Raw genomic sequence first — 22,797 nt, 5'->3', positions numbered from 1 at the left:
TCGCTTTTTCAAATATATCAATAAGATATAAATTAAGCAGTATTAATTCACAGTGGTTTGCGTAGCATCTGCATTTGGCGCATCGACTTGAGTTGACGCTTGTGTAGAGGTTTCAGTTAGCCCACCACCCAGTGTTTTATACAACTCAATCTGACTGTTGATATTCGCCTGACGCAGAGCAAGCAAGCCCTGTTCAGCAGAATACGCTGTACGCTGTGCATCCAATACAGTTAAATAATTATCCAAACCTGCACGGTAGCGAGCTTGTGACAATTGATAAGTCTTATTGGTTGCTTCAACTAAACGACGCTGTGCTGCAATACGATCTTCAATATTTGCACGTGTTGCCAACACATCATTCACTTCACGGAACGCAGTCTGTACAGTAGATTCATAGTCAGACAATGCAATCTTTTGATCGACTTCAGAGATTTTGATATTGGCACGTCGAGTACCATAGTCAAAGATTGGCAAGTCAATACTTGGACCAACACTCCAAACAAATGAACCAGATTTAAATAAATCGCTTAGATCAGTCGAAGCATAACCCGCTGAACCCGTCAAACTAATGGTTGGGAATAATCTTGCTTTTGCCGCACCAATGTTGGCACCTGCTGCACGTAGTTGATATTCCGCAGACTTAATGTCAGGACGATTAACCAATAATTCACTTGGTAAGCCAGCACTCAATACTTGATTATCAGTAATGTGAACCACTGCTTTGTCAGGCAATAGACCATCGGGTACAGTTTGCCCGACCAAAAGATTCAACGCATTTTTCTGCTGCGCAACTTCTGTCTTATAACCCGCAACATCGCCACGAGCCGTTTCTACAGAAATTTGCGATTGACGCAGTGGAATCTCACTGTCTAAACCAACATCAAAACGACGCTTATTTAGGTTATAAGACTCTTGTTGTGCCTTTAAAGTTTGTTCTGCAAGCTTTAAGTTTTGCTCTGCAAATGAAATCGCCGCCCATGCTTGCGCAACCTGTCCAACCAATGCCACCTGAGTCGCATCACGAGCGGTTTGCGTCGCAAAGTAACTTTCAAGTGCAGCATCTTTTAGGCTTGCAACACGCCCCCAAAAATCAAGTTCATATGCCGTTACCCCAAGCCCTGCACTATAAGTCGTGTAAGGATCTGGAGCAGTTGCCGTTTCTTGCCGAGTTACACTACCACTCGCACCAACTGTTGGTAGCTGATTATTACGAGTGATTTGATATTGATATTGTGTCTTTTCAATATTCAGTGCAGCTGTGCGTAAGTCACGGTTGTTTTCTAAAGCAAGTGCGATCACTTGCTCAAGACGTTCATCCGCAAAATATTCACGATAACCTTGTGATGCAATCGACTGTGATCCATCTTGAGCGAGCGCCATATATTCCGCAGGAATATTTGGCTCTGCTGCAGGCACAGCAGGCTTCATGCTTTGACATGCAGTCAGTGATACCGCCAATACAGTCAATGCAAAACCTCGTCCGATCATACTATTCATCATTGTCATGACATTATTCCTGTGTTGTGGTTGTGGTAGCTTTTGGTTTTGCTTTGTACTTAAACATGCTACGCACGATCACGTAGAAGACTGGGATAAAGAATACGCCTAAGAAGGTCGATGTCAATACACCACCAAGTACACCAAAACCAACAGAGTGCTGACTGTTTGCACCTGCACCGCTAGAGAGTGCCAATGGCAATACACCAAAACCAAATGCCAAGGTTGTCATGATGATTGGACGCAAACGCATTTTCGCCGCATGCAAAGTCGCTTCGATGAGTTCTTCACCTTGTTCTTGAAGCTCTTTGGCAAATTCAACAATCAAAATGGCATTCTTCGCAGACAAACCAATCACCGAAATCATCGCCACTTGGAAATAGATGTTGTTGGATAAGTTTGGATCGCCTTTGATCATCATACCAAGTAGGGTCAAACCAACTGCACCCAAAATACCGAGTGGTACAACCAAGAGTACAGAGAATGGAACCGACCAACTTTCATACAACGCTGCCAAACAGAAGAAAACAATCAATAAAGACAAGGCATAGAGCATCGGCCCTTGACTACCCGCTTCTTGTTCCTCAAGTGATAGACCTGTCCATTCAAGTGCATAGCCGTCCATGCCCATTTCAGGCAGCTTATCCACCATCTCTTGCATGGCTTGCATGGCATCACCAGAGCTCACACCCGGTGCTGGACTACCCTGAATGTTCACCGATGATACACCGTTATAACGCTCAAGACGTGGCGAACCGTACGCCCACTCACCTGTTGCAAAGGCTGAGAACGCAATCATATCGCCTTGATCATTACGGACATACCATTGATTTAAATCTTCAGGCATCATACGAGATGCGGACTCACCTTGCACGTAGACACGCTTGACACGACCACGATCGATAAAGTCATTGATATATGAGCCACTCCACGCAATACCCATAGTGCTATTGATGTCAGCAAAGCTCACACCTAATGCACCTGCTTGCGCTTGATCAATATTGATCTTGTATTGTGGCGTATCTTCTTGACCATTCGGACGCACACCAGTCAAACGCTCATCTTGCGCAGCCATACCCAGCAATGCATTTCGTGCATTCATTAACTCTTCATGACTTTGACCATTCAGTGCAGTCAATTGCATGTTAAATCCCGAGGCAATACCAAGCTCAGGCATTGATGGCAACTGAATCGGCATGACATAAGATGCTTCAGGAATGGTCATATTCAGTGCCATCGCACGACCAATAATCGCACCAATTTTTGATTCTTCAGAGGTACGATCTTCCCAATCTTTCAAACGAATAAAGCCGATACCCGCATTTTGTGCTACCCCTGTAAAAGAGAAGCCTGCAACAGTAAAGATTGATTGCACATGATCTTTTTCTTGACCAAGATAGTAGTCTTCCATTTTAGTGTTGACTTCGATAGTACGATCAAGTGAGGCATTTGGTGGCAACTGCACCAAGCTAATAATCACGCCTTGATCTTCATCAGGCAAGAAGCCTGTTGGTAAGTTTTTATAACTCACAAACAATAAGGCACATACCACAACAAAACCAATAATCGGCACAATCAAACGCTTGGTCAAGAAAGCAACTGCTTTTTGATAACGCCCAGCTGTGCGATCAAACCAATTATTAAAGCCACGGAAGAATCGTGCAAAGAAACCATTACTTTGCGGTTTATTTGGATCATGTTGCTTCAAGATTGTTGCACATAATGCAGGTGTAAAGGTTAAAGCGACGATCAACGACAATACCATCGCTGTCACCAACGTCAATGCAAACTGACGGTAAATCACACCCGTAGAACCTGCAAAGAATGACATTGGAATAAATACCGCTGCCAGTACAGTGGTAATACCAATCAATGCGCCAGTAATCTGCCCCATCGACTTTTCAGTCGCAGCCACAGGATCACTGTGATCTTCGGTCATGACACGCTCGACGTTTTCCACGACGACGATGGCATCATCGACCAACAGACCAATCGCCAATACCATGGCAAACATGGTCAATGTATTGATACTAAAGCCAAACATGTTGATCACGGCAAAAGTTCCCAATACCACCACAGGTACAGCAAGTGTGGGAATAATGGTTGCACGCCAGTTCTGCAAGAACAGGAACATCACGATAAATACCAAGACCACTGCCTCGACCAACGTATGAACAACACTTTCAATCGATAGCTTGATGAATGGTGTGGTATCAAACGCAATATCGTCTTTCAATCCCGTTGGATAGTTCGCACGGAGCTCTGTCAGCTTTTCCTCAACCGCTTCAGCCGTATCGAGCGCATTTGCACCTGTCGCCAGTGTGATTGCAATACCACCCGCAGGCTTGCCGTTGTAGCGAGAGTCAAACATATAACTGTCTGAACCCAACTCAACACGTGCAACATCTTTGATACGTACTTGCGCACCATTGCCCGCATTTTTCAAAAAGATATTTTCAAATTCTTCAGGGGTTTGCAACAAGCTTTGTGCAGTCACGGTCGCATTGATCGCCTGTCCTTCCACAGAAGGAGAACCACCAAGTTGTCCAACAGCGACCTGAGCATTTTGTGCATTGATCGCTGCCGAAATATCCGATGGATTCAACTGGAAGCTAGCCATCTTGGCAGGATCTAACCAAATGCGCATCGCATAAGAACCACCAAAGACTTGAATACTACCGACACCCTGTACACGACTCAACGAATCAGACAGATTCGAATTCACATAATCTTTAATGTCTGAATCCGTCAAAGAACCATCAGGCGAATAAAATGCAATAACCTGTAAAAAGCTACCACCACCTTTGCTCACCGTCACACCTTGACGTTGTACATCTGCAGGAAGTAAAGCTGTTGCAGATTGCAATTTGTTCTGCACTTGAACTTGTGCAATATCAGGATCTACACCCTGTTCAAAATTCAGCTGAATTGTCGCTTGACCATTGTTGGCACTATTTGAAGACATATAGCGCAAACCATCCAAGCCATTCATTTGCTTTTCAATAATTTGCGTCACTGTATTTTCAACAGTAGATGCCGAAGCACCTGGATAAGTCGCTGTAATTGTCACGGTTGGTGCTGCGATCGTTGGATACTGTGCTATCGGCATGCCTGTTAAGGTCATGATCCCTGCCAGCATGATGATGAGCGCAATCACCCACGCAAAGATCGGGCGATGAATAAAATACTTAGCCATTTAACACCACCCCTTATGTATTTGAAGTAGTTGTTTGTTCAGTTTCAGTGGCTTGCTTCGATGGTGCTTTTTCAGCTTCAGCTGTTGGCTGAGCATCTGATTTCGCTTCAGGTTTAGCTTGCCCTTGAGCAGCGCCCGCACCTTGCTGAGCATCAGATTTTTGCGCATTTGGATTGTAAGGACTTGGTTTCACATCTTGTCCTTCTTTCACTTTTGCCACACCTTCGACGATGATCTTGTCACCCACAGTTAAACCTTTGGTCACAACCCATTGCTGATCTTTCATGCCGACCGTTTCAACAGTACGCGTTTCAACTTTGTTTTCAGCATTGACAACCATCACTTGCGCAGACCCAGTTGGAGTGCGTGATACCGCAACCTGAGGGACAAGATACGCATTCGGAACAATGCCTTGCACCACTTGCGCAGTCGCAAACATACCCGGTAAGAGCAATTGATTTGGATTTGCGAATACTGCACGCAGTGTCACCGAACCAGTTTCAGGGTCAACACTTGCATCAGAGAATGCCAAGTTACCTTCGATCGGGTACATACTGCCATCTTCAAGCTTGAGCTTCACTTTGGTGTTATTACTTTGATCAAGGGCGCCATTTTTCATGCCTTGACGCAAGCGTAGAAGCTCAGCACTCGATTGGCTAATATCGACATAGATCGGATCAAGCTGTTGAATCTTGACCAATGGATCAGCCTGACCTGCAGTAACTAAAGCACCTGCTGTCACAGAAGAACGACCTGTTTGACCCGAGATCGGCGCACGCACTGTTGAATAGCCCAAGTTGATTTGTGCATTTTTCAATGTCGCACGAGCTGCTTCCAAATCAGCCTCTGCTAAACGCACTTGCGCAACGATGTCATCATACTCTTGCTTCGATACCGCATTGCTTCCAACCAACTGACGATAACGTCCTTCAGTGGTACGAAGCGCATTTAAGTTTGCCTGTGCACGACGCTCAGCAGCTTTATAATTATCGACACTCGCACGATTGGTACGATCATCAATTTCATAGAGCGCTTGTCCACTGCGGACATAACTACCTTCTGTAAACAAACGCTTCAAGATCACACCACTGGCTTGTGGGCGAACTTCAGAGATTTGATATGCCGATGTACGACCTGTCATCTCCACCACATTTTCAACACTCTGTGGCTGTGCAACGATCACACCCACTTGTGCAGGAGGCATTTGCTGAGCGGCAGCACCTTGTGCGGCTTGTTCAGAATCTTTACTACAACCAACCAAGGCCAGTGTTACGGCTAAGGTACATGCACTGAGCACAGGTGCCCAATTTTTTGCCGTTCTCATTTATTCACCTCTAAACTAATAAAGCCAATAATAAACAAAACAATATGTATGTTTAATTCATACAAATTGTTGTTTCATAAAAAATTTGTTCATCCACCAAGCAGAGAAAAACATCATCAAAACTGCAATGATCCACCCTGCCAATACATCTGTTGGATAATGCGCATTAATATAGACTCTAGACCATCCCATCAATAATGCCCAAAGTACAGCAATACCCAATATCCAATATTTCACGATTCGATTTGATCCGAGTACCACGACGAACATCACCGCAATCATCGCAGCATAAGCACTATGCGCACTCGGAAAAGCACTACCATAGGTTTCAACCAAAGTCCCATGAAGGACATCAGGTCTTGGTCGTGCAAATAACCATTTAAGCAACCACGTCACAACCACAGTCGAAGCAAAACCTGATACCAATATCAACGCTTGCTTTGTCTTGTGTTGAACCAAAGAATAGACCAATAACAAAAATGCAATCAGCGCAGTCCCATATAGACTACCAATATATGCAAGTAGCACAGCACTACGCTCCAGAATACTTACATCATACTGCTGAACCCATGCCATAAGATATTGATCAAAAGCATTATGCGGATCAAAAAACACCATCAGCATCAGTGCAATTAAAAACAAAACAAGTAATATAAAAATCAATAACATATGCAATCTACTTGTATTTTATCGCACAAATTTTACAGACAGATGTCTCATGTCCATATCGACCCGACACAAAGTGTACTGATCAGTACACTTTTTTTCAAGTATTCCCTTTCCAAAATAACAAATACATCCGACCAATTTTGTATATTTTATATTTTTTGTGAAATATTTAACTTCGTAGAGTTTAAACAAAAAAATAGAGCATCCTTTTGGATGCCCTACTTCTTACTAATCAAGCTGATTGAATTTGTTGACGACCTACCCTAACAGATCAAACAATTCAAACCATCAAAATTAGTTCACCATGTCAGCAACTGCTGCACGCTCTTCTTCCAACTCATTCAAAGTGAAGTTGATACGCTCACGGCTAAATTCGTCGATCTCAAGACCTTCAACGATCTTATATTCGCCATTTTCACAAGTCACAGGGAAACCGAACATTACGCCTTCAGGGATGCCATATGATCCGTCAGAAGGAATACCCATAGTTACCCATTTGCCATTTGTGCCAAGCGCCCAATCACGCATGTGATCGATCGCAGCATTTGCAGCAGATGCAGCAGATGACAAACCACGTGCTTCGATGATCGCCGCACCACGCTTACCAACAGTCGGCAAGAATACGTCTTTGTTCCAAACCGCATCGTTGATTTTGTCTTTCAAGCTTTCGCCATTTACATGTGCAAAACGGTAATCTGCATACATGGTTGGAGAGTGGTTACCCCAAACCGTCATGTTTTCGATGTCAGCAACCGCAACACCTGCTTTTTGCGCAACTTGCGTCAAAGCACGGTTGTGGTCAAGACGAAGCATTGCAGTGAAGTTCTTCGCTGGAAGATCTGGTGCAGATTTCATTGCGATATACGCATTTGTATTTGCAGGGTTACCTACAACCAATACTTTCACGTCACGGCTAGCAACTTCATTCAAAGCTTGACCTTGACCGATGAAGATTTCACCATTGACTTTAAGAAGATCGGCACGTTCCATACCTGGACCACGTGGACGTGAACCCACTAACAACGCATAGTCAGCATCTTTGAATGCAACTTTAGGATCGTCAGTACCAACCATACCCGCCAACAATGGGAATGCACAGTCATCAAGCTCCATCATTACGCCTTTAAGCGCTTGTTGAGCTTTCTCAACTGGGATCTCAAGCAATTGTAAAATAACAGGTTGATCTTTACCTAGCATCTCACCGCTTGCGATACGGAATAATAAGCTATAACCAATTTGACCAGCTGCGCCTGTAACGGCAACACGAACTGCTTGCTTCATGTAATTATCTCCAATTGAGAGGTTCGTTCACACGGATTAAGAATTGACCTTATCGGATATGGTCGTTTCTTGTTAATCTTAAATTTTATAAACGGGCGAGATTGTACTCTATCCACAGTTTTCTTGCATCTAAAAGACAATGACTTTCAACAAAAGTTGTAATAAAAAATCAAAACGATCCGTTATTTGTATAAAAAAAGACTTTTGAAATGGGTGCGTGAAATTTGAAATGAATGTGTAAAAGGCTGACACATCAAATATCGAATCTGTCCGAAACTTTTAATAAGAGCCTTTAATTAACACTTGAGATGGACAGGTGCTCCGTTGTTGGATTTGACAGGCTTGGTACTTGCCATTTGAACGATAGCAAACTTCGACATCAGTCAGAAGATTGGATACCCCACCTTCACCACGACAACCCATCTTTAAACTTGAATAACTCAGTCCAGAGTTGAGTCGATAAAACTGATTTTCAACTTTTGATCGGCTCACTCGAATTGTCGTCGGTGATGTTACTTCTGAAGGAATTTTTAACTGTTCTGCGAATGCGACAACTTTACGGAAATATTGGCTTGCATTCATCGACACACATCCGCCGACCGATCGCCAAAGACGTGCTTGTGACGCCTCATCAGGGATTAAGCGCATCAGCACACGCTTTTGTATTGGGGATAAATTGACAGCACTTGATGTTTCACAACGACTGGTATCGACACCTTCAGGAAATAAACCCAAAACAGTCAGCGAATATCCCTCCAAACATTGTCGTGTTCGCTTTTGTGATGCATCGATTTGACAGACCGCTGGTGAGAGTTCTACATGCAAAACATAGCTTTTCGGTGCAGCATAGACACTAGATGCATGCGATAAAAGGATGATAAACAGAAACGCACCACCGAACCGAAATATACTCGGGATCACAGCTCTAATAACGTCGAATATTGAGTAATTCAAATCATGATAACGTTGCATATTATCTATCATCTTCATAAGGCATCACACCACATTAAAACTGCTGTGGTATTGGGTACATCAGCCGATTAATCGACTGATTACCCTGCCCTAAGACCACGCCATAGTGCATCGCATTTTCCATGACATGCTTGACGTAATCCCGTGTTTCTAAGATTGGTACAGACTCCGCATATTGATCTGCATCAAGATTTTGAATACTCGGTTGCCAACGACGCGCACGATTCGGTCCTGCATTGTAGCCTGCAGTCGCTAAGACTGGATGACCATTGAGCTGACCTTGAATCATACTGAGATAATAGGTGCCATAGCGGATATTCGTATTCATATTCGATAATGCACCGCTATCGTAACTTTCACCCATCTGCCTTGCGACTAGACGTGCCGTATCAGGCATGATCTGCATCAATCCACCTGCGCCAACATGCGAGCGAGCTCCCACATTAAAACGACTTTCTTGACGCATCAAACCATATGCCCATGCAGGGTTAATACTCACTGAATTACTATAATTCACCACAGTGGATTGATACGGTGTTGGATAGCGAAGTGCATAATTATGACGCTTCTCTGTACGATCCGCTGCATAGATTGCACGATCATACCAACCCATATCGGTAGCACGCTTCGCTGCTGCCAAGATCAAACCATCATCATGTTTCAGATAGGCTTGGCGTACCGCCCAGTTCCATTCACGATTGATATAGTTTTCAGGCGCATCGATATTTCGCAGTGCAAATGCACGTTGGAAATGCACATCTTTGGTAAGACGTGAAAAATCACTGGTGGTTGGCTGATACGCCTCTGGAAAACTTGAGTAATTTTGCTTTAAACGTGCCTTAGCAAGCAGGCCATGATAATCATCTTGCGTAGCAATTTTTTGATAGACCTGTTGCGCATAAGCTTTACTTTGCGCATCGCCACGTTGCTCGCTGGCACGTGCAAGCCAATACTTCCAACGAGATTCTTGCTTTTGCTGATCGGTCATCGCATCAATCGCACGAATCACACCTTCCCATTTACCAAAGCGAATACTCTGACGTGCATAGATTTCCGCTTCTTCAGGGCTAAATGGAAAACCATAACTCTTATCAAAATAACTCGGCAATACTGCATTAAAATTATTCTTTAAAACTGTCGTTCCGCCGATATATGCCACGGTGCGATACAAATATTTTTGCACATCTTCTGGTACGCCTTGCGCCAAACGATCCACCATCGAGATTGCATTATTCAAATCACTATCCGCCAATCGACCTAAAGCAAAAATGAGATAAGCATGATCTTGCGCAATCACTTTTGGCGCCGACAATAAATAACCCATCGGATTAGCTTGAATTTGGTTCATCTGTGTTAACGACAATGGTGCACCCATTTTATTTGCCATAGCAAAAGCATGCCCAGAGTTGCCCGCACGAAGCATGGTAAATAAGCGTTGCTTTCGATCTTGACTGGTCATCAACGGGCTATCGAGCATGATTCTCGCCAAGCCATTACATGACTCAGGTTGTGAGTCTGTGGTGAGCCACACTTTATTCTTAAACTCTGCTAAAACTAGCGAATCACCTGTTCGTGCACGTACTTGCGCTATAGCGCACGCTTCTGCATCATCAGCATTCGTCACATAACTCAGTACAGGCGCTGCAGAGGCAAAATCACCTGCTCGTACTTTTTCTTCGACATAATCTGCTGAAAGCTTTTCTGCCATTGCCGATTGGGGATAACGACGTGCAAAAGAAACGATCGTTGCTGAGGGTTGTAAAGCAAGGTTTTGATTGAGTTTCCAATATTCAGGATAGTACGACAGTACACTGTCCTGCATGGCATGCTGATATTGATCTAATAATGCAACATTACCACTACTACTGACACGAAACGCTTCCCTAAACATTTCATCTGATGCTTCACTTGGCGTATTACCACAACCCGCAATAGTCGCAATCACAAGACTTTGAATAGACAGCTTACAAGTTAAACCTAAAGCCAAACCACTTCGATTTTTACCTGAAAAAAAATCTAAGTCTGTATTACGCATCAATGGGGATTCCTAAAATCATTCACTTAATCAATCACTAAATTATAAAAAATTCACTTCTCATATTTAGTCATTTGCATGGTTAGTTGCCTGTTTAGGCTTTTGTTTGGTTAAATATGGTCGATATGAGGTTGAATTCAATCTCAAAAAGATTAACGCTGAATCATTCAACTCGATATCACAAATCAATGCCATTCTAAAACAGCGACAGATCAAATTGTTTTAGTGTTATGTAAATTCTTATCCTTTAAATGCGCCGTTTATTACAAAAAATTTAATCCCGAACAGCCTAAACCAAAATAAACTGCTAGAATATGCGCCTTTCATTTTTTAATGTGGAAGTTACTTAACATTTTGTTGAGATGTTTTCATATTTGATAGAGGATTCAAACCTTCATGACGGTTCAAACCTTCATTCCTACTGCACGTGCTGCCACAGAAAAAACTGTATCCCAGCCATCGCATCCTGCTGATCTCGTTCAAGCTAGTTTTGATCAAGCTGATTTCCAAGATACTTTGGTGAAAAAGCTCTATATCGAAACACAAGGATGTCAGATGAATGAGTATGACAGTCATCGTATGGCAGATCTTCTCGGTGATTCGCATGGTTATGTGCTCACCACAGATCCAAATGAAGCAGATATTCTGTTGATGAATACCTGCTCAATCCGTGAAAAAGCGCAAGAAAAAGTCTTTAGCGAACTTGGTCGTTGGCGCAAACTCAAAGAACAAAACCCTGATTTGATCATCGGTGTCGGTGGTTGTGTGGCTTCGCAAGAAGGCGACACCATTCAGAAACGTGCGCCGTATGTTGATATGGTATTTGGACCACAAACCCTGCACCGCCTACCGCAAATGCTTGATCAACATCATGAACAGATCGAAAAACCAAAATCCGAAAAGATTAAATTGGTTGATATTTCATTTCCAGATATTGAGAAGTTTGACTTTTTACCTGAGCCTCGTGTCGAGGGCTTTAAAGCTTTTGTATCAATCATGGAAGGCTGTTCAAAATATTGTTCATTCTGCGTCGTCCCTTATACACGCGGTGAAGAAGTTTCTCGTCCACTAGATGATGTGCTTGCAGAAATTGCCACTTTGGCTGAAAAAGGTGTACGTGAAGTCAACTTGCTTGGGCAGAACGTGAATGGCTATCGTGGTGAAACTTTTGAAGGTGAGATTTGCACATTTGCTGATTTGATTCGTCTGGTGGCTGCTATTCCAAGTATTGGACGTATTCGCTACACCACTTCACATCCGCTTGAGTTTTCAAAAGAACTCATCGAATGCTATCGTGATTTACCACAAATGGTTTCACATTTGCACTTACCTGTACAAAGTGGCTCGAATGATGTGCTCAAAGCCATGAAACGCAATCACACCATTGATGTCTATATTGATAAAATCGCCAAACTACGTGCCATTCGCCCTGATATGCACCTCTCCAGTGACTTTATCATTGGCTTCCCTGGTGAAACTGATCAAAACTATCAAGAAACTTTACAATTCATCAAAGATTTAGACTTTGATCATTCTTATAGTTTTATCTATTCAAAACGCCCAGGCACACCTGCGTCTGAATTACCTGATGACACGCCTGAATTGGTGAAAAAAGCACGTCTTGCCGAAATCCAAAAAGTCATTAAACAATCGAGCATTGATAAAACAGATGCCATGCTTGGTCGTACCGAACGTGTTTTGATCGAAAAAGTATCTGATCATCACCCACATATGCTCGTTGGTACTGCGGACAATACTCGCCTCGTGAGTTTTGAAGGTTCAGCGGATTGGATTGGTCAATTTGCCGAAGTGGAAATCACTGAAATCAAAACTTTAAATTTTGTTTATGGAAAACTCTTGAATCTTGAGTCGGTCGTGGCGTAATGTATAGGCATACGCCATCCACTTCAAAAAGGATTCTCATTTGACTGCCACCATTCGTCGTACAGTACAATTCGCAGGCATTCCATTAGAACAATTAAAAAGCATGTTGGGCGCATATAACGCCCACTTGCGACAGATCGAACAAAGACTCCAAACCAATATTTCGCATCGTGGCGACAGCTTTTTTATCGAAGGTGACATGCCTCAGGTAGAACGTGCTGAAGCCATTTTGCAACGTCTTTTTGAAGAATCTGAAAGCACACAAAATATCAGCGCCGATCGACTTCACCTGATCATTCAAGGCAGTCAAACCGAACGTGACTTTGAACTGGTCGGTGAAGAGCTGGAAGAAGCTCCGATGGATGTGTATTTGCAAACTCGCAAAGGACGTATCAATCCACGTGGCGCAAACCAAAGTCGTTATGTACAGCGTATTTTGCAAAGTGATATTTCTTTCGGTGTCGGTCCTGCGGGTACAGGGAAAACCTATCTTGCCGTCGCTGCTGCTGTGGACATGCTTGAACGCAATGAAATTCAACGAATTCTACTGGTACGCCCTGCGGTAGAAGCAGGTGAAAAATTGGGTTTCTTACCAGGTGATCTTACTCAGAAAATTGACCCCTATTTGCGCCCACTATATGACGCACTCTATGAGATGCTTGGTTTTGAAAAGGTCGCCAAACTGATTGAAAAACAAGTCATTGAAGTTGCACCACTTGCCTATATGCGTGGTCGCACGCTAAATCATTCCTTCGTGATTTTGGACGAAGCGCAAAACACCACGCCTGAACAGATGAAAATGTTCCTCACACGCTTAGGTTTCGGCTCTCGTGCAGTGATCACAGGCGATATTACTCAAGTCGATTTGCCACGTGGACAACAGTCTGGCTTAGCGCAAGCACTACGAATTTTGGAAAAAATTAAAGAAATTCACATCACACGCTTCCATTCTCGGGATGTGGTACGCCATCAGTTGGTACAAAAAATCGTCGAAGCCTACGATGTTTTCGATGATCACCAACAGCGCATTAGTGCAGAAAAACGTGCCGAACGCAAAGCCTTGCAAATGGCATTGATTGAAGCAAACGACTCTGCTGCTGATGCACAGCACCGATTAAAAAGCGAAAGTGCAGAAGATGCCGAACTACCCGAACGAGAACCCCGTGACAGTTAATCTCGCACTACAACAGGATTTTCAAAGCCCTGAGCTTATTTTAAATGAAGATGCACTTGCACAGATCATTGATACTGCACTTGTACATTTAGATATGAATGAGCTAACGGAAATCGGCATTGCTTGCGTTGATCTTGCAGAAAGTCACGAGCTGAATATGCAATATCGAGGCAAAGACAAACCCACCAATGTGCTGTCTTTTCCAAGTGATATTCCTGAAGAGATTTTGGACATGTTAGACGCTCAACCACTAGGTGATTTGGTGATTTGCATTCCTGTGGTGTTACAGGAAGCAGAGGAACAGCAAAAAACGCCGATCAATCATTTTATCCATCTCTTAGTACATGGCGTACTGCACTTGCTTGGCTATGACCATGAGCTTGGCGATAATGAAGCTGAAGAAATGGAAAGTTTGGAAATTGAGATTTTAGCCAAACTAGGAATAAACAATCCTTATATCGCTTAACTCATCATTAAACATGATCATAAAAAAATCCCCAATATATGATTGGGGATTTTTTATCAGTGGAAACATATTCCCATTTATTTAGACTTCTTTACACCCGCTTGTAGCAATAGCTCACCGAAACCACCAATTTTTGCTGGTTGAGGTTTATTCTGCGGTTTTGCCTGCTTGTTTTGCGGACGTGCTTTTTGCTCAGGACGATCATTGCGTGGTGGACGTTTTTGTTCACCTCTGTGCTCTTGATTGGTACGTGCAGCTTTCGGATTGCTACTCGTCCCTTCTGCTTTCATACTCAAGTTGACACGATTACGTTCAACATCGACTTGTAAAACACGCACTTGTACGATTTGACCTGGTTTCACGACTTTGTGCGGATCACTGACAAAGCTATTTGATAACTCAGAAATATGCACCAAACCATCCTGATGCACACCTACATCGACGAATGCACCAAAGTTGGTGACATTGGTAACGACACCTTCGAGCTTCATGCCTTCAGCAAGCTGCGCCACTTCGGTAATATCTTCACGAAACTTAGCTGTACGAAACTCTGGACGTGGATCACGACCAGGTTTTTCAAGCTCAGAAAGTACATCTTGTACCGTTGGCAAACCATATTGGTCGCTAACAAAATTAGACGCATCAATGGTGCTGATAATTTCACTATTGGCGATAATGTCTTTTACCGTGGTGCTTTTGCTTTCTGCAATATTGGCAACCAAAGCATAGCTTTCAGGATGTACCGCAGACGCATCCAGCGGTTGATCACCATCCAGAATACGCAAGAAACCTGCTGCTTGTTCAAAGGTACGCTCGCCAAGACGAGGTACTTTTTTCAACCATTCACGGTTTTCAAAACGACCGTTGGCTTTACGATATTCTACGATTTGCTGTGCAATCGACTTATTCAGTCCTGCGATATAGCCAAGAATTGCAGGCGACGCTGTATTCACATCGACACCGACCGCATTCACACAGTCTTCAACCACAGCGTCAAGCGTTTTCGCTAAACCAGTTTGATTGACATCGTGTTGATACTGACCCACACCGATGGATTTTGGATCAATTTTCACAAGCTCAGCCAGTGGATCTTGCAAACGACGTGCAATCGACACTGCGCCACGAATCGACACATCCAATTCAGGTAATTCTTGCGCAGCCAATTCACTTGCAGAATAGACCGACGCCCCTGCTTCACTTACGCTAACACGAGTGAGCTTTAAGTCCTCATTTTGCGCCATCATTTCAGCAATGACTGCTTCTGTTTCACGGCTAGCTGTGCCATTACCCACAGCGACTAAATCCACCTCGAATTCACGACAAAGACGAGCCAGTTCAGCAATCGAGCCTGCTTTATCTTCTTTCGGTGCAAAAGGATAAATTGTGCTATGCGCCAACACATCACCAGAGGCATTGACTACTGCTAACTTCACCCCTGTGCGAATCCCAGGATCGACACCTAGCGTGGTACGAGAGCCCGCAGGTGCAGAGAGTAGTAAATGACGTAGATTTTCTGCAAAGACATCCATCGCCTCCGCTTCGGCAGCAAGGCGTTTTTCTGTCAATAATGAATGCTCAATACTTGGACGGACTTTGGCGAGCCAAAATAATTTTGCTGTGTGTTTTAAAAAGTCTTGGCGAGCGGATGGTGCAACACTAGCCAAATCATATTCGGCTTCGATACGTGCCAACGCAGGTTCATCTTCACCATCAACTTTTAAGCCCAAGACATTTTCTTGACGACCACGAAGCATGGCAAGCAAACGATGTGATGGCACTTTGTTGAAATTTTCTGAAAATTCAAAATAATCACGGAATTTTTTGCCGACTTCTTTTTTCTCATCAGAAGCGACTGCGCTTTTTAAAATTGCAGTTTTGGCAAAGAGCTGCTTGAGCTCGGCGGTGAGTGCGATGTTTTGCGCCCACTCATCAATGATAATGTGTTGCACTGCATCCAGTTGACTATCAATATCAGTATAGTCTTCATGGCTAAAGCCAGCCAATGCGTCTTTAGGCTCAACTTCGGTAGTTAAGATTTTCTCTGCGAATTCGCCCAAACCTGCTTCTTTTGCTTTAAAAGATTTACTGGTGCGTTTTGGACGATAGGGTGCGTAGATTTCTTCTAATGCGTTTTTAGTTTCTGCGCCATTGACTCGCGCCAACAAATCATCGGTCAGCTTCTCTTGCTCTTTAAGCGATTCAATGACTTTGTCACGGCGCTCATATAGATCACGCAAATAGTGCAATCGAGTATCCAACTGACGTAGCTGTGTATCGTCTAAGCCTTGCGTTGCTTCCTTACGATAACGTGCTACGAAAGGAACAGTAAGTCCCTCATCAAGCAAACGAATAGTTGCTTCTACTTGTTCTGGACGAACAGTTAATTCCTTAGCGATTTGCTGCACTATTTCAGTCATTCAGCGAAATTCCAACATTCAATTTAATCAGTCCACGATTATACGTAGCCCAAGATGAAAATAAAGCCTTTCCTGATGCTTTTTCCACATAGTTGCAACATTCTAGGTAAACAACTTCACAGTTTTTCTCACATCTAGCAATACCAATGTTTTTCATCAAGCGTTTTAGAAACTCAACCATTTATGACAATTGTCATCTTCTTGACTTAAATAAATGAAATGATTAGCAATCTATTTTTATAAGCACCCATTTCAAGATTTTGAATCCCCAAATAGTAATCTTGCGCAAGCCCCCGAATTTGGCCCGATTATTTTGAAAAAATTGCGTTAGGGTTTTGAATTTTCGTTGTTTATTTTTGGTATCTAAGCTCGACTTTTATTTGTGTTTTTTGGAAGATTCGAGCATAGTGTAGAAAATGAGTTTCGCTTTATACTCAACGCATTCAGTCTATTCAGTTTTTTTTGGTGACTGGTTGATAATTAGTGCTTGAAGACTGAAATGATACGCAATAACAAAAGGAGTACATCATGAGCTTAGTTGTACCAGCCGAAACCGAAGTGCCTCGCCCAGACTCAGATCGAGTGGATCGGATTTTGGTGGTTGATGATGACGTCCGTTTACGAACGCTATTACAACGATTCTTAGAAGATAAAGGTTTTGTCGTCAAAACTGCACACGATGCCACACAGATGGATCGTCTTTTACAACGTGAATTATTTTCATTGATCGTTTTAGATTTTATGTTGCCTGTGGAAGATGGTTTAAGTATTTGCCGTCGCCTACGCACGTCTAATATAGATATCCCGATCATTATGTTGACCGCTCGTGGTAGTGACTCAGATCGTATCGCAGGATTAGAAGCAGGTGCGGACGATTATTTACCAAAACCATTTAATCCAAATGAATTACTTGCTCGTATTCGTGCAGTGCTTCGTCGCCAAGTCCGTGAAGTTCCGGGTGCACCAAGTCAAAATCTAGAAGTAGTTAGTTTTGGACCGTGGGCGTTAGATTTATCAACACGTACTTTGACACGTGAAGGACAAGTCGTCACTCTGACTACAGGTGAATTTGCCGTATTAAAAGCATTAGTACAACACCCTCGTGAACCACTCACTCGTGATAAGCTCATGAATCTTGCACGTGGTCGTGAATGGGGTGCAATGGAGCGTTCGATTGATGTACAAGTATCACGCTTGCGTCGCTTGATTGAAGAAAATCCCGCACGTGCACGCTATATTCAAACAGTTTGGGGCGTGGGTTATGTCTTTGTACCAGACGGTGCAGAATAACTACTTCAATTTTTCACGGACTGATTGACGAACTGCTATGCGATCTGAAGACCTCAACCCAATCTCGCCCGAATCTGTGCTTGATCAAGAGCAACCGTATAAGGATCGAAAACGGACGAATTGGGAACGCTTCTTAGATCGCTTTAAACCACGCTCGGCAGCCATGCGCACCACAGTATTAGTATCTATTGTGGTGTTTTTTAGTCTTTGGATGTCATTGTGGTTTTTTTGGCGCACGCTGTATTATCCTGAAATCAAACAACATGCTCGCTATCTTGGCGTAGAGATCGAACTGCTCAGCTATCAAGAGGTCAAAATCAGCTACCGTGAAAATTCGGTCAATCTTAATAATTGGTTGAATGAACGTCTTGGTATCGCCATTGTTTCTGACCCAGAACTCTACCCCAATGTACGAGAAAAATTTGTTGCGGAGCTTTTTACCGATCGCTTAGAACAAGCGCTTGCGGATGAGCTCAACCTCGATGACAGTAAAGTCACTGTGTACTTCCAATTTAAGCCCACGCCAAGCCTTTGGGTACAAACACCGCATCTTGGAGATAAATGGCTCAAGGAACCACTACCAACGTATGCCAATTATAGCCCAGAACTGCTGATCGGTTGGTTCTTTGGTGTTCCCTTATTGACCATCGTCATCGTCTTAACGCTTGTACGTCAGCTCAATCGACCACTAAAACGACTACAACTCGCTGCCAATAGTTATAGCAAATATGGTAAAGCACCCTATCTAGAAATCAATCACGGTCCTTTAGAAATCCGTCAAGTTAACCAGTCTTTTAACCACATGATCAGCACCTTGCAACAGATCGAGCAAGATCGGCGTCTTATGATGGCAGGTATTTCTCATGATCTGCGCACACCGTTGACTCGTATTCGCCTGAGTGCCGAGATGATGCCTGATGATGAATTTCTTAAAGAAGGATTGATCTATGATGTCGATGATATGGATGCGATCTTAGATCAATTCATCTCTTATATGCGTGATGGTTCAGATGAGCCGCTACACGAAACTGATATTAATGCCATCTTGCAAGAAGTTGTTGTGCAATTTAAACCACTTGACGTTCGTTTTGAAGCACAAGCCCTACCCATCATTCAAGCACGCACCATGTCTTTAAAAAGAGTGATTGGCAACTTGGTCAATAATGCGAAGCGTTATGGCGCAGAACCAATTGATCTGTCTGCGCATATCGAGGAACAACAACTCGTCATCCGAGTAGCCGATCACGGCGAAGGTATCCCAGAATCTCAAGTACAAGCTCTCATGCAACCTTTTGTCCGAGGTGAAGCAGCACGTACTATTCAAGGTAGCGGACTAGGACTTGCTATCGTCAAACGTATTGTAGATATTCATGAAGGTCATATTGATATACGCAATCATCAAGATGGTGGATTAGAGGTAAACATCTACCTTCCAATTCAATAATTCTCAGCTCAAATCATCACACTATTTCCATTTCATACTTGTTCTAATTTTTTCGTTTTTTACAATTTCATGGTGCTAAACAAATATACAATCTATACGCACATGTATATTTTTGGTAAAATTTATCTCTTTCCCATATTTTTGTGATAGGTAGCATAATGCTTTACGAAATGAGAAAGCGATTTCACGCTTTCACGTTCATGCTATTTTTATTCTGCCTTCCCATAGTCACACATGCCGAAGAACACGCAGACTCGCTTATCAATGGCATCCTGAGCTATGTCCGCTGGAATCCTAGTTATACTCAATTGAATTTTTGCATGATTGATGGTCAAGCAAAATTTATCAGCGATCATATTTTTAAGTCACCTTCAAATTTAATTCGCCCTGCAAATATCAGTATTAAACATCATCAAAGTAGCGAACTCCTGAGTAATGAAGCCACTGCCAGTCGCTGTCAGATCTTATATTTTGTAAATACTCCTGATGACGTTCAGCAACGCTTGATCAATGGACTAAAGCAACATACCTTGACGATTTCTGAAAAAAATGAACAATGTGCAATTGGAAGTGCTGTTTGTCTATATCGTGCAAATCAACAATACCGATTTAAAATCAACATGGATAGTTTGAAACAATCTGAAATCCAAATGGATTCAAAAGTTTTATTATTGTCAAAAAAATATCAAGGAGAGGAGTGATGACATGGTTCAAATCATCCTCGACCTCATTAAAAGCTTATTTCATCCGATCACAACTGATTTTATCATTTATTATTTTATTTACTTGCATTATCGGCTTTACCGGAATCGCAAGCTATACATTCAAAAGATATTCTGAATCCAATGTAAAAATCATCTCAGAATCGTTAGCCGAACGGCTACAAGCATCTATTGTTTTCGATGACCGAATTAGCACTACTCGAATCATCAATGAATATATGCAACAGTATCCAATACAAAGCATAAAAGTCGTATCACCAACACACGAAATATTACACACAACCACCAATCCTAGCGAAATCAATGACTCTATACTGCTTGACCATATTCATGAAGCTCTAATTTCCGATGATATTGGCCTTGTTAGTATTCAGCACAACAATCAACTTGTCGCTTATGTACAGATTATTATTAGCCTTCGACCATTAACAAATTTTATTAACCTATTACTTATGGTTTTTATGGTATGTATATTGGTTGCTTTTGTAATAATATTAATTAGCAGTCGAATAAATTATCTACGCATCAATCATGCGCTTAAAACCCTAGCAGAAACAACGGATTTAATCTCCGATCAACGCGCATTTCATTTGCGTGTATCCAAAGGTAAAATTACAGAATTCAATAAAGTTTCACAACGCTTTAACGAACTTTTAGATGAGATTCAAAAGTGGGATCATCAGCTCCAAGCACAAAACATTTCACTCGAAAAGCAAGCATTACACGACTCATTAACACACTTGCCCAATCGAGCATTTTTTTATCAAAAGCTAGATCAAATTTATCAAAAGTTAGAGTCTAGAAAGAAATCCGCTCTACTATTCATTGACAACAATGATTTTAAATTGATTAATGATAAATATGGTCATCAAGCAGGCGATTATGTATTACAAGAAATGGCTCGACGGCTAAAATATAGCCTGCGTGACGATGACTTCGTTGCTCGAATAGGTGGTGATGAATTTGCTGTAATACTCACAAATATTGAACACTCTTCTCAAGCAATTGTGGTGGTTCAAAATCTAATTCAAACTACTGATCACCCTATCAAGTTCTCTGATGAGGTTATTCATTATAGCTTTAGTATCGGAATTGCGTTAAGCAAACACATTGACAACCCTAGTGAATTGGTTCATCTCGCTGACCAAGCCATGTATCGAGCCAAAGATAGCCTAACACATTGGGCAATTATCGAGTACAAACCTGAAGCCATGGAAGCCCATAATGAATAAGCATTTAAAATTTTTAAGTATTCTATTCTTAGCTAGCACCATACTAAGTGCATGTACTGGGCTTGAAGGGTTAAAAAATCTCAAATAAAAGTGTTAAAAACAGAAGGATTTATTTATACCAATGATGAAGGTTGGATACTTGACCTACCATCACGTTTACTTTTCGAAACATCAGAACACGAACTTCTTCCAGAACAAAAACAATCAGTCGCCGAATTGAGCAATAAACTAAAAAATAGAAAAGCTCTCAGTTCAGGGACATAGCGATAACATCGGTTCAGAAGAATTTAACCATCAACTCTCTGAACAACGAGCTCAGAGTGTCGCCAACATCGCATTAAAGCATGGCTTTTCAAAAGATAACATACAAGCTATAGGTTATGGTTCAAGCAAACCAATTAAGTCTAACGACACTGAAGAAGGACGCAGTGAAAACCGTCGTGTTTCTATTATCATCGTGCCATGATTTAGTATTATTCACTTCAAATCATTCAAAAAGAAGCGAAACCTAGTGTTTCGCTTTTTTATGTCTATAAAATTTCAGCATAAAAAAACCGCATTTAAGCGGATCATGTTATTTTGAATTACTATATTTAAATGGTCGGAGCAGTAGGATTCGAACCTACGACCCCCTGGTCCCAAACCAGGTGCACTACCAGGCTGTGCTATGCTCCGAAACTGGTACGCTTTTAAAAAGCATTTTTCAAATTTAAAAAACTTAATCTTAAAACGTAGTCTTAAAAACTTGGGGTGAATGACGGGATTCGAACCCGCGACAACCGGAATCACAATCCGGGGCTCTACCAACTGAGCTACATCCACCATCACATCTTAAATGTACAAGCCACCAAAAAAATGGCGCGCCTGACAGGATTCGAACCTGTGACCATCCGCTTAGAAGGCGGATGCTCTATCCAACTGAGCTACAGGCGCAACACCGATGACACTTAGATCATGCGATAAGTTCGCCGACTTTATTCCATAATAAATGGTCGGAGCAGTAGGATTCGAACCTACGACCCCCTGGTCCCAAACCAGGTGCACTACCAGGCTGTGCTATGCTCCGATCTCAGCTTTTCTATATCGCACGATGTGCGGTACGGTGTGCATTCTAGGCTTCGTACCGCATCTCGTCAATAGCAAAGTTCAAAAAAGCATTGTATTTACAATCGAATGTTTATTAAAAATACAAAA

At 42.4% G+C, this 22,797-nt stretch carries 16 protein-coding genes and 4 tRNA genes; 8 read left to right on the top strand and 12 right to left on the bottom strand.

What is annotated here, in order from left to right; all coding sequences use genetic code 11:
- Positions 1 to 42 precede the first annotated feature (42 nt).
- The 7 genes from adeC to MKI79_RS08530 form a co-directional block, all read right to left on the bottom strand.
- Positions 43 to 1,506 (bottom strand): AdeC/AdeK/OprM family multidrug efflux complex outer membrane factor, encoded by a 1,464-nt coding sequence (gene adeC, locus MKI79_RS08560; protein WP_241572099.1) that lies wholly within the window; start codon positions 1,504 to 1,506, stop codon positions 43 to 45.
- A 4-nt stretch (positions 1,507 to 1,510) separates the two neighbouring features.
- A complete protein-coding gene (locus MKI79_RS08555) occupies positions 1,511 to 4,636 on the bottom strand; it encodes an efflux RND transporter permease subunit (protein ID WP_407651611.1) in 3,126 nt (1,041 codons plus the stop codon).
- A 70-nt stretch (positions 4,637 to 4,706) separates the two neighbouring features.
- On the bottom strand, positions 4,707 to 6,017 hold the full coding sequence (locus MKI79_RS08550) for an efflux RND transporter periplasmic adaptor subunit (protein ID WP_241572093.1): 1,311 nt from the start codon (positions 6,015 to 6,017) through the stop codon (positions 4,707 to 4,709).
- Between the two features lie 57 nt (positions 6,018 to 6,074).
- The gene (locus tag MKI79_RS08545) at positions 6,075 to 6,686 is read right to left on the bottom strand and encodes a phosphatase PAP2 family protein (protein ID WP_241572090.1); all 612 of its coding nucleotides are present in this window, start codon (positions 6,684 to 6,686) and stop codon (positions 6,075 to 6,077) included.
- Between the two features lie 294 nt (positions 6,687 to 6,980).
- Positions 6,981 to 7,967, bottom strand: coding sequence for a malate dehydrogenase (locus MKI79_RS08540; RefSeq protein WP_241572087.1), 987 nt, complete (start codon positions 7,965 to 7,967; stop codon positions 6,981 to 6,983).
- 279 nt (positions 7,968 to 8,246) lie between these two features.
- Positions 8,247 to 8,939 carry a ribonuclease T2 family protein gene (locus MKI79_RS08535; protein ID WP_241572084.1) on the bottom strand — a complete coding sequence of 231 codons (693 nt, stop codon included), beginning with the start codon at positions 8,937 to 8,939 and terminating at the stop codon, positions 8,247 to 8,249.
- A 34-nt stretch (positions 8,940 to 8,973) separates the two neighbouring features.
- On the bottom strand, positions 8,974 to 10,974 hold the full coding sequence (locus MKI79_RS08530) for a lytic transglycosylase domain-containing protein (protein WP_241572082.1): 2,001 nt from the start codon (positions 10,972 to 10,974) through the stop codon (positions 8,974 to 8,976).
- Between the two features lie 396 nt (positions 10,975 to 11,370).
- On the opposite strand from MKI79_RS08530, the gene miaB reads away from it, so the two are divergent.
- From miaB to ybeY, 3 genes are read left to right on the top strand one after another with little or no spacing between them, the layout of a single operon-like run.
- Positions 11,371 to 12,858, top strand: coding sequence for a tRNA (N6-isopentenyl adenosine(37)-C2)-methylthiotransferase MiaB (miaB, locus tag MKI79_RS08525; RefSeq protein WP_241572079.1), 1,488 nt, complete (start codon positions 11,371 to 11,373; stop codon positions 12,856 to 12,858).
- A gap of 40 nt (positions 12,859 to 12,898) precedes the next feature.
- The gene (locus tag MKI79_RS08520; RefSeq protein WP_241572077.1) at positions 12,899 to 14,032 is read left to right on the top strand and encodes a PhoH family protein; all 1,134 of its coding nucleotides are present in this window, start codon (positions 12,899 to 12,901) and stop codon (positions 14,030 to 14,032) included.
- Positions 14,022 to 14,498: an rRNA maturation RNase YbeY gene (gene ybeY / locus MKI79_RS08515; RefSeq protein WP_241572072.1), complete on the top strand. Its 477-nt coding sequence runs from the start codon at positions 14,022 to 14,024 to the stop codon at positions 14,496 to 14,498. Before MKI79_RS08520 ends, ybeY begins: the two co-directional genes overlap by 11 nt.
- Before the next feature lie 77 nt (positions 14,499 to 14,575).
- On the opposite strand, the gene MKI79_RS08510 is transcribed toward ybeY, so the two are convergent.
- Positions 14,576 to 16,915, bottom strand: coding sequence for a Tex family protein (locus MKI79_RS08510; protein WP_241572070.1), 2,340 nt, complete (start codon positions 16,913 to 16,915; stop codon positions 14,576 to 14,578).
- Between the two features lie 528 nt (positions 16,916 to 17,443).
- On the opposite strand from MKI79_RS08510, the gene ompR reads away from it, so the two are divergent.
- From ompR to MKI79_RS08485, 5 genes are all read left to right on the top strand, one after another.
- Positions 17,444 to 18,205 carry an osmolarity response regulator transcription factor OmpR gene (gene ompR / locus MKI79_RS08505; protein ID WP_241572066.1) on the top strand — a complete coding sequence of 254 codons (762 nt, stop codon included), beginning with the start codon at positions 17,444 to 17,446 and terminating at the stop codon, positions 18,203 to 18,205.
- A 37-nt stretch (positions 18,206 to 18,242) separates the two neighbouring features.
- Positions 18,243 to 19,649, top strand: a complete 1,407-nt coding sequence (locus tag MKI79_RS08500; protein WP_241572062.1) for an ATP-binding protein — start codon at positions 18,243 to 18,245, stop codon at positions 19,647 to 19,649.
- Between the two features lie 158 nt (positions 19,650 to 19,807).
- Positions 19,808 to 20,350: a YfiR family protein gene (locus tag MKI79_RS08495; protein ID WP_322111816.1), complete on the top strand. Its 543-nt coding sequence runs from the start codon at positions 19,808 to 19,810 to the stop codon at positions 20,348 to 20,350.
- Positions 20,350 to 21,603, top strand: coding sequence for a diguanylate cyclase domain-containing protein (locus MKI79_RS08490; RefSeq protein ID WP_241572055.1), 1,254 nt, complete (start codon positions 20,350 to 20,352; stop codon positions 21,601 to 21,603). Before MKI79_RS08495 ends, MKI79_RS08490 begins: the two co-directional genes overlap by 1 nt.
- A 235-nt stretch (positions 21,604 to 21,838) precedes the next feature.
- Entirely contained in the window at positions 21,839 to 22,069 is a 231-nt protein-coding gene (locus MKI79_RS08485) for an OmpA family protein (RefSeq protein WP_274619076.1), read from the top strand.
- 132 nt (positions 22,070 to 22,201) lie between these two features.
- Here MKI79_RS08485 and MKI79_RS08480 read toward each other — a convergent pair.
- From MKI79_RS08480 to MKI79_RS08465, 4 genes are all read right to left on the bottom strand, one after another.
- Positions 22,202 to 22,278 (bottom strand) — tRNA-Pro (locus tag MKI79_RS08480).
- A 71-nt stretch (positions 22,279 to 22,349) separates the two neighbouring features.
- Positions 22,350 to 22,425 (bottom strand) — tRNA-His (locus tag MKI79_RS08475).
- A gap of 34 nt (positions 22,426 to 22,459) precedes the next feature.
- Positions 22,460 to 22,536: transfer RNA gene (locus MKI79_RS08470), tRNA-Arg, on the bottom strand.
- 56 nt (positions 22,537 to 22,592) lie between these two features.
- Positions 22,593 to 22,669, bottom strand: a tRNA-Pro gene (locus MKI79_RS08465).
- Positions 22,670 to 22,797: the final 128 nt, after the last annotated feature.

The sequence above is a fragment of the Acinetobacter sedimenti genome, assembly GCF_022601685.1.
In the GTDB taxonomy this organism is placed as follows: Bacteria; Pseudomonadota; Gammaproteobacteria; order Pseudomonadales; family Moraxellaceae; genus Acinetobacter; species Acinetobacter sedimenti.
Note: the sequence above shows the minus strand (reverse complement) of the source record. Positions and strands in the feature narration are given on the sequence as shown.

Coding starts and splice junctions, on each gene's coding strand:
- ompR (WP_241572066.1), top strand. CDS start 17,444: ATGAGCTTAGTTGTACCAGCCGAAACCGAAGTGCCTCGCCCAGACTCA.
- MKI79_RS08500 (WP_241572062.1), top strand. CDS start 18,243: ATGCGATCTGAAGACCTCAACCCAATCTCGCCCGAATCTGTGCTTGAT.
- MKI79_RS08530 (WP_241572082.1), bottom strand. CDS start 10,974: ATGCGTAATACAGACTTAGATTTTTTTTCAGGTAAAAATCGAAGTGGT.
- MKI79_RS08535 (WP_241572084.1), bottom strand. CDS start 8,939: ATGCAACGTTATCATGATTTGAATTACTCAATATTCGACGTTATTAGA.
- MKI79_RS08555 (WP_407651611.1), bottom strand. CDS start 4,636: ATGCTGGCAGGGATCATGACCTTAACAGGCATGCCGATAGCACAGTAT.
- MKI79_RS08545 (WP_241572090.1), bottom strand. CDS start 6,686: ATGTTATTGATTTTTATATTACTTGTTTTGTTTTTAATTGCACTGATG.
- MKI79_RS08510 (WP_241572070.1), bottom strand. CDS start 16,915: ATGACTGAAATAGTGCAGCAAATCGCTAAGGAATTAACTGTTCGTCCA.
- MKI79_RS08490 (WP_241572055.1), top strand. CDS start 20,350: ATGACATGGTTCAAATCATCCTCGACCTCATTAAAAGCTTATTTCATC.
- MKI79_RS08495 (WP_322111816.1), top strand. CDS start 19,808: ATGCTTTACGAAATGAGAAAGCGATTTCACGCTTTCACGTTCATGCTA.
- adeC (WP_241572099.1), bottom strand. CDS start 1,506: ATGACAATGATGAATAGTATGATCGGACGAGGTTTTGCATTGACTGTA.
- MKI79_RS08550 (WP_241572093.1), bottom strand. CDS start 6,017: ATGAGAACGGCAAAAAATTGGGCACCTGTGCTCAGTGCATGTACCTTA.
- miaB (WP_241572079.1), top strand. CDS start 11,371: ATGACGGTTCAAACCTTCATTCCTACTGCACGTGCTGCCACAGAAAAA.
- MKI79_RS08540 (WP_241572087.1), bottom strand. CDS start 7,967: ATGAAGCAAGCAGTTCGTGTTGCCGTTACAGGCGCAGCTGGTCAAATT.